The organism is Inquilinus limosus, assembly GCF_002195995.1.
Taxonomy (GTDB): domain Bacteria; phylum Pseudomonadota; class Alphaproteobacteria; order DSM-16000; family Inquilinaceae; genus Inquilinus; species Inquilinus limosus_C.
In genome coordinates this window covers 1-409 of sequence record NZ_NHON01000231.1, presented here as the reverse complement: position 1 = coordinate 409, position 409 = coordinate 1, and the positions used below count along the sequence as shown (strand labels likewise).

Below are 409 nucleotides of genomic sequence, written 5' to 3'. Positions count from 1 at the left end.
CGCCACCTGGCAGCGCTGCCGGGTGCACTTCATGCGCAATGCGCTCGCCCATGCCGGCAGAAGCGGCCGGCGCGTGGTCTCCGCCTTCGTCGCCACCGCCTTCGCCCAGGACGATGCCGAGGCTGCACGTCAGCAGTGGCGCCGAGTGGCTGACCAGCTCCGGCCGAAGGTGCCGAAGCTCGCCGGTCTGATGGACGAGGCCGAGACCGACGTCCTCGCCTACATGACCTTCCCGGCCCAGCACCGGGTCAAGCTGCACAGCACGGATGAGATCGACAAGCGCCATCGTGGCCGTGGTGCTATATTCGGCGGGCGCGGGCGACCTCGTGGCGAAGAGCGGGGCACCGGCTGCGAGTTCCGTCAGGCCGCCTGATCATTCGTGCCTGGCCGGATTGAGGCGCTCGCGCAC

Annotated in this window: 1 pseudogene; it reads left to right on the top strand. The window is 69.7% G+C overall.

From position 1 onward, the window contains the following. Positions 1-280, top strand: a pseudogene (locus BWR60_RS36110) (transposase); the annotation flags it as partial. Positions 281-409 lie beyond the last annotated feature (129 nt).